Source organism: Bacillus sp. MYb56 (genome assembly GCF_002976445.1).
In the GTDB taxonomy this organism is placed as follows: domain Bacteria; phylum Bacillota; class Bacilli; order Bacillales; family Bacillaceae_G; genus Bacillus_A; species Bacillus_A mycoides.
Window position 1 is genome coordinate 24,265 of sequence record NZ_PCOH01000038.1, and the last position, 6,230, is coordinate 30,494.

At 36.7% G+C, this 6,230-nt stretch carries 3 protein-coding genes; all 3 read right to left on the minus strand.

Annotation, left to right across the window (positions count from 1 at the left end):
- Positions 1 to 2 precede the first annotated feature (2 nt).
- From CQ058_RS27275 to CQ058_RS32950, 3 genes are read right to left on the minus strand one after another with little or no spacing between them, the layout of a single operon-like run.
- Positions 3 to 4,559 carry a non-ribosomal peptide synthetase gene (locus CQ058_RS27275; protein WP_002193487.1) on the minus strand — a complete coding sequence of 1,519 codons (4,557 nt, stop codon included), beginning with the start codon at positions 4,557 to 4,559 and terminating at the stop codon, positions 3 to 5.
- A gap of 14 nt (positions 4,560 to 4,573) precedes the next feature.
- Positions 4,574 to 5,836 carry an MFS transporter gene (locus CQ058_RS27280; RefSeq protein ID WP_002187290.1) on the minus strand — a complete coding sequence of 421 codons (1,263 nt, stop codon included), beginning with the start codon at positions 5,834 to 5,836 and terminating at the stop codon, positions 4,574 to 4,576.
- 22 nt (positions 5,837 to 5,858) lie between these two features.
- The gene (locus CQ058_RS32950; protein ID WP_105590078.1) at positions 5,859 to 6,023 is read right to left on the minus strand and encodes a DnaB-like helicase N-terminal domain-containing protein; all 165 of its coding nucleotides are present in this window, start codon (positions 6,021 to 6,023) and stop codon (positions 5,859 to 5,861) included.
- Between the last annotated feature and the right edge of the window lie 207 nt (positions 6,024 to 6,230).

Sequence of the window (6,230 nt, forward strand, 5' to 3'; positions counted from 1 at the left end):
CTTTACACCCTCTTCTTTGTTAATTTAAGTAATACTTTGCTCAAGCTTTCTTCCGTAAGATCCTCAGCATCAGCAAAATCTGATACTGTAAAAGCTGACTCTGTTGTTGGTTTATTTATAAGTTGACGAAGATGCCTCAACATACCATCTGCTATCGCTTGAATTGTTAATCTAGAAAATTGTTCTCTACTATATATCCAAACAAAATGTAACTTCTCATCTTTTACCATACCGATAACCTCAATTAGATGAGATGGCTTGGAATCTGGAGCATGATCTAAAAATGTAAACCCTGTCTCTTGCATAAACAAAGATTCCTTTGAAAAAACTTGATCAAATTGGCCCAAATAGTTAAAGCTTATTGAAGGCTTTTGCTGATAAAACGGAAGTAATTCTTTTTTCAAGTAACGTAAAATACCATAGTCAACTCCACGATTCGGAATTTGACGCAATTGATCTTTTACAGCCTTTAATCCTTCAATAGGTGTTTTAGTTCCTTGAAAATTCAGATGAACAGGATAAATACTCGTGAACCAGCCCACTGTCCGTGATAGATCAATACCTTCAACCATCTCTTCTCTCCCGTGTCCTTCTAGATGAATAGAAACCGTTTGCTGATTTGTAAAATCGACGATAGCTTGTCCTAATGCCGCCAATAGTACCTCATTAATCCTTGTCTTATGAGTCACTGGAACTTCTTGTAACAATGCATGTGTTTCTTCTACTCCTAAAGTCCTCGTCACTTGATCAATCGATTCTTCTGTTGTTTCTTGCATTGGATAGTCCATTGGAATTTTCATCGTTTCTTTTTCTACCCGTTCATTCCAATAATCTTGTACTTCTTTTGACATACCCGAATCACTGTATGCCTGCAGTCTTTCCGACCACTCTTTAAAAGATGTACTTTTCGCAGGTAGGCGAACTCCTTGACCTTGTTTCATCTGGTTATATACCGCCTGTAAATCTTCCAATAGAATTCTCCACGATACTCCATCTACTACTAAATGATGAATCGCCCAGAATATTCGATCATTTCCAGACAAGGTGTCCTCAAAGTAAACTACTCTCATTAACGGACCTGTAACTAAATTGAAACTAGTTTGAGTAATGTTCATCTCTTCTTGTATTACTTTATTCCACGCTTGTTCATTAGCTTTGTTCCGTTTTACCACATGAAGTACAGAATGCACATCAGTCCCTTCATTTCTCTGCCTCCACGTTCCATTTGGTAACTGTTCGTACCGGAAACGTAAAGCATCATGATGTTTTAGTAAGTATAAGATCGCTCCTTCTAGTAACTTCACGTCCACTCTCTCTTTTACTCTTAAAAGCATCGATTGATTCCAATGCTCCGGACGTGAATGTTCTTGCTCGAAGAACCAGTACTGAATTGGAGTAAGGGGCACTTCTCCTGTCACAATTCCCTGCTCCGCTTGTACTCCCTGAGTTTCTATAGCCACTTGTGCCAACTCGGCAATGGTTGGGCATTCAAACATTTGCTTTGGAGTAAGTTTTAATCCCACTTGACTTGCTTGAGATATGATTTGAATACTGAGAATTGAGTCGCCACCAATTTCAAAGAAATTATCATAGATCCCCACATTTTTAACACCTAATACTTGCTTCCAGATGGTAGCCAGTATCTTTTCGTTACTATTCCGAGGGGCAACAGCTTCACTGTTAATCTGCTTTTCCTCCGGCATAGGTAAGGCCTCACGATCAACTTTACCGTTAGCAGTTAGTGGAATAGCTTCCATCATTACAAATCCTGAAGGGACCATATAGCTCGGTAGTTTTGCTTTAAGATACACTCTCCACGCACCTACATTCCCATTCCCTACAACATATGCCACCAATCGTTTATCACCCGGCTGATCTTCTCGAACAATCACAACAGCTTCTTTTATAGATGCATGTACGTTTAAAGTAGATTCAATTTCCCCTATCTCAATTCGGAAGCCACGGATTTTCACCTGATGATCAATTCGCCCACGATAATCCAGATTCCCATCTGGCAAGAATCTCGCTAAGTCTCCTGTCCGATATAACCTTGCTTCCGGTTCACTATTAAATGGATGAGGGATGAAGCGCTCTGCAGTTAATTCCTGTCTATTTAAATACCCACGTGCAAGTCCTGCTCCACCAATATATAGTTCACCAGCTACACCAATAGGCACAGGCTGTTGACTGGCATCTAGCACATACACTTCTAAATCTGGAAGCCGTTTTCCGATATTACTTCGTGAAGAGTGCCGGACCTCATCTTGAGTAATCGGAGAATAAGTAACATGAACGGTAGTTTCTGTAATTCCATACATATTAATTAACTGTGGGTCCTTATCTCCATATCTTTGAAACCACGGTAACAAGTTACTAGGATCTAACGCTTCCCCACCAAATATTACATAACGTAGATTCAAGTTTTTATTCTCATCTTCTTGTTCACACACCTGTATTAATTGTCGAAATGCGGAAGGCGTCTGATTTAGAACTGTGACTTCTTCCTCCACCAATAATTGATAAAAATCTTTGGGCGATCGACTAATCAAGTACGGAACAACAACTAATTTCCCACCATATAATAATGCTCCCCAAATTTCCCATACTGAGAAATCAAATGCATAAGAATGAAAAAGCGTCCAAGTGTCTTTTTCATTAAACTGATACCAACAATCCGTCGATTTAAATAAACGAATGACATTGTGATGCTCTATCATAACGCCCTTTGGATTCCCTGTTGATCCCGAAGTATAGATTACGTAAGCTAGGTTTTGAGAACTTACATCAGAAAAAGGTAAGGTCTTACTTTCTTGCCCAATCTCATCTCTATCACGATCCAGGCAAATCGATTTAATATTTTCTGGTAACCATTTCAATTCTTTTAAACTTTCTTGCGTTACGAATAACTGAATGCCAGCATCCTCTAAAATATATTGAAGTCGCTGCTCTGGATATGTTGGATCAAGTGGAACATAGGCTCCACCAGCCTTCAAAATCCCTAAAATACCTACAATCATTTCTAGAGAACGTTCAACGCACAGCCCAACTAAAGTATCAGGTCCTACTCCTTTTTTCTGCAGATAATGAGCTAACTGATTTGCATTTTCATTTAGCTCCCTATAAGTAACTTTTCCTTTTTCATACGTAACTGCAATAGAATTTGGATAAATCATCGCTTGCTGTTCGAACAATTCATGAATAGTTACTTGAGGTGGAAAATCAAGCTTAGGATTGTTGAACTCTACTAAACTTTTTCTTTTATCTTCTTCTGAAATAATTTCAATCTCAGAAACCTTTTGCTTTGGGTTTTTAAATGTATTTTCTATTACTGCTAACATGGTTTTAAAAAAGCGGTTTATCTCTTCTTTAGAAAATAGCTCTTTACGATAGTCAATATGTACTTGTAAAGAGTCTATATCAGTCAAATTCTCAATATGTACTGCAAAATCTTGCATTTCTTCACCATTTGGAATCCAAAGTGAGTCACCACTTTCATCACGATCTCTATAATCAATCGTAGTTCCGAAAAGTCTAACATTGCTGTTATTCTCTTTATTAATCTGCTTTAATAACAAATCAAATGGGTATTTCTGATGTCGTAATGATTTACTTTGTTTTCTGGACACCCTACCAATAAATGAAAGTACTTCTTCTTCTGGATCGATATCCATTCTTAGAGGAACCGTACTCACCATCATTCCAATCAATTCCCGTTCCGTTTTAGTCATACGATTGCCATAAGCCATTCCTAATGCAATATCAAGCGATGAGGTCCACCGACACATAGACAATGAGAAAGCAGCAACAAAAAGAGAATATACACTTAATTTATAATCGTCAGAAAATAACTCTATCTTTCTCTTCAAATGCTCCGATAATATAAACGTTTCACGTGATGCTTTGGTACTAACTTGGTACGTATTATAAGGCTTCAATCCCGTCACAGATGGAATTGTTTTAAATTCCTCTAACCAGAATTTTTGATCTTTTTGAAAGCGAATACTATTCAAGTATGTTTGTTCATTGGCCAGAAATTGAACATATGAATTTCTAATTTCGCCTTCCTCAGTCTCGTTATGCATCTCATAATAATATTTTGCAATCTGACTGGTAAATATTTGGATTGATAAACCATCCATGATAATATGATGAACATTCCCAAAGACTGCACATTCATTATCGTTTAATTTTATTAAAGCGAAATAGTATAAATCCGAATTAAATAATGTAAACGTTTCTTTTGTTTTCTGCTCGATCCATTTCTCAAGCAAATCTGAATCCTCCACGGAACTGAAATCGAAAAACTCAAATTCTTGTTCTTCATGTTTAATAAAATATTGTTCAGGTTCCTGATGCCCATTTTCTTTTAATCTGATGCAAAGACCATCATTTTCACTAATAACACGATTCACAACTCGATTTAATTTTGAATAATCCATTTTTCTATGAAGTTTAAACAAAAACCTTAAATTACATATCCCTTTACCGGAATGAATAACTTCTGTATACCATATTCTCCTCTGTGGATGACTTAACGGATAACATTCTTCATTGGCCATAAAAAATCTTCCCTTCAAAAATTATTTACTCTTATAGGTTCTTGCTTATGTTTAACCCATATATATTTCTGTAGTGAAACCCCAATTACTCCAATGATGATGAGCCCAATACCCACATAAAAATAGAGTTCAATTACTCCGAAAAAGTGAACCAGTGGACCGCTCATAGCAGGAGAAATAATGAGGACTGCATTTGCTAAACTGCTTTGAATCCCAAATACTCTTCCGACCTGTTCTTGATGAGATTCTATTTGTAGAATGACTTGATTGGATACAAGCATAAGTCCACTTCCAATACCAGCTATAAAACTAATCAGATAGGCAAAAATGAGGGATGCACCAGGATTTATCAGAGTTATCAGACTAATGCCCCCAAAGCCAATTCCCATTAAAGCAATACCTCCACATATTAACCAACCATATTGAAAATGTTTTAATTTCTGAGTTAAGAATGCGCCAATTATTCCCCCAAGACCAATAATAGAAATGATGTATCCCATTTTACTCTTATCATTTGGGAACAAGCTTTTAAATAAAGTAGGGAACTGTGAGTCTACTAATTGTAATACTGCCATAGCTATTGTAAAGAAAATCATGGTTGATAATATCATCCGATTGGATAATACATAACCCCAGCCTTGTAACCAAGCAGTCCAAGTACTTTGCTGTTTCTTTTCTATATGTTCTCTTGACAGAGATTCCTGTAACCTTATTGTGGGCAACAGAACCAAAGCAGCTAGTAAGCAGCATATTGCCCTTATAATCAGACAAAACTCTGGCTGAAACCAGCTCAGTAACATTCCTCCTATAAGTGGGCCCAGTATCTTGGTTCCTTGCTCAACTATCCCATTGATACTTACCGCTTTGGTAAGCAGATCAGGAGAAACAATCTGTCGTGTTAGTGTTTGCTGTGCAGGATAATAAAAAACGGTGAAAATGGAACGAATCATTAATGCTAACAAAAGCCAATGAATAGTTTGGACAAATAAAAGAACAATTGTTAATAAACCAACCATTAGATTACAAAACATCATAATTGGAATTTTTCTAAAGCGATCAGCAATCACGCCTGCCCATGAACTAAATATAATCCCAGGAAGTGCATACGCAACGGGAATTAGTCCAATCATGGTGGGGTCTACTTCCCATTCAAAACTAACAATGGTCATAATGGCTAACATGTCAATAAATACTCCGAGCATAAGCAGTGAATACGCAGAGAAAACTTGTAAATAAATTGTATTTCCCCATAGACTTTTTGATTCGGTAGTTTTCATAAAAACGAGCTCCTTAAGTTGACTAAATAGGGACGATAGAAACTAATTGAGTGGGATACGAGACTTCTCCCGCCTCTTCAATCCCATTCTTTTTTTGCAGTTCGTTTGTGATGGTAATGAAATCAATAACTTGCTTAGACTTCCTCAAAGACACTAACGCTCTAAAAATGAGATATTGACTAACAATTAAATCATAACACTCCTATTAATGGGATTATTTTCTAAAAATAATATAGAAAACAATGAATATTCCGATTATTGTTTTCTGAAAACCAGAAATATTTCCATAAAACAACTAAATTAAGATTGAATCGTATCGCAGATTTTAACGGGTTCTGGTGCAATAAATCTACAAATCTTGGACATACTGATACTACTAATCTAAAGAAGGTGC

Coding starts and splice junctions, on each gene's coding strand:
- CQ058_RS27275 (WP_002193487.1), bottom strand. CDS start 4,559: ATGGCCAATGAAGAATGTTATCCGTTAAGTCATCCACAGAGGAGAATA.
- CQ058_RS27280 (WP_002187290.1), bottom strand. CDS start 5,836: ATGAAAACTACCGAATCAAAAAGTCTATGGGGAAATACAATTTATTTA.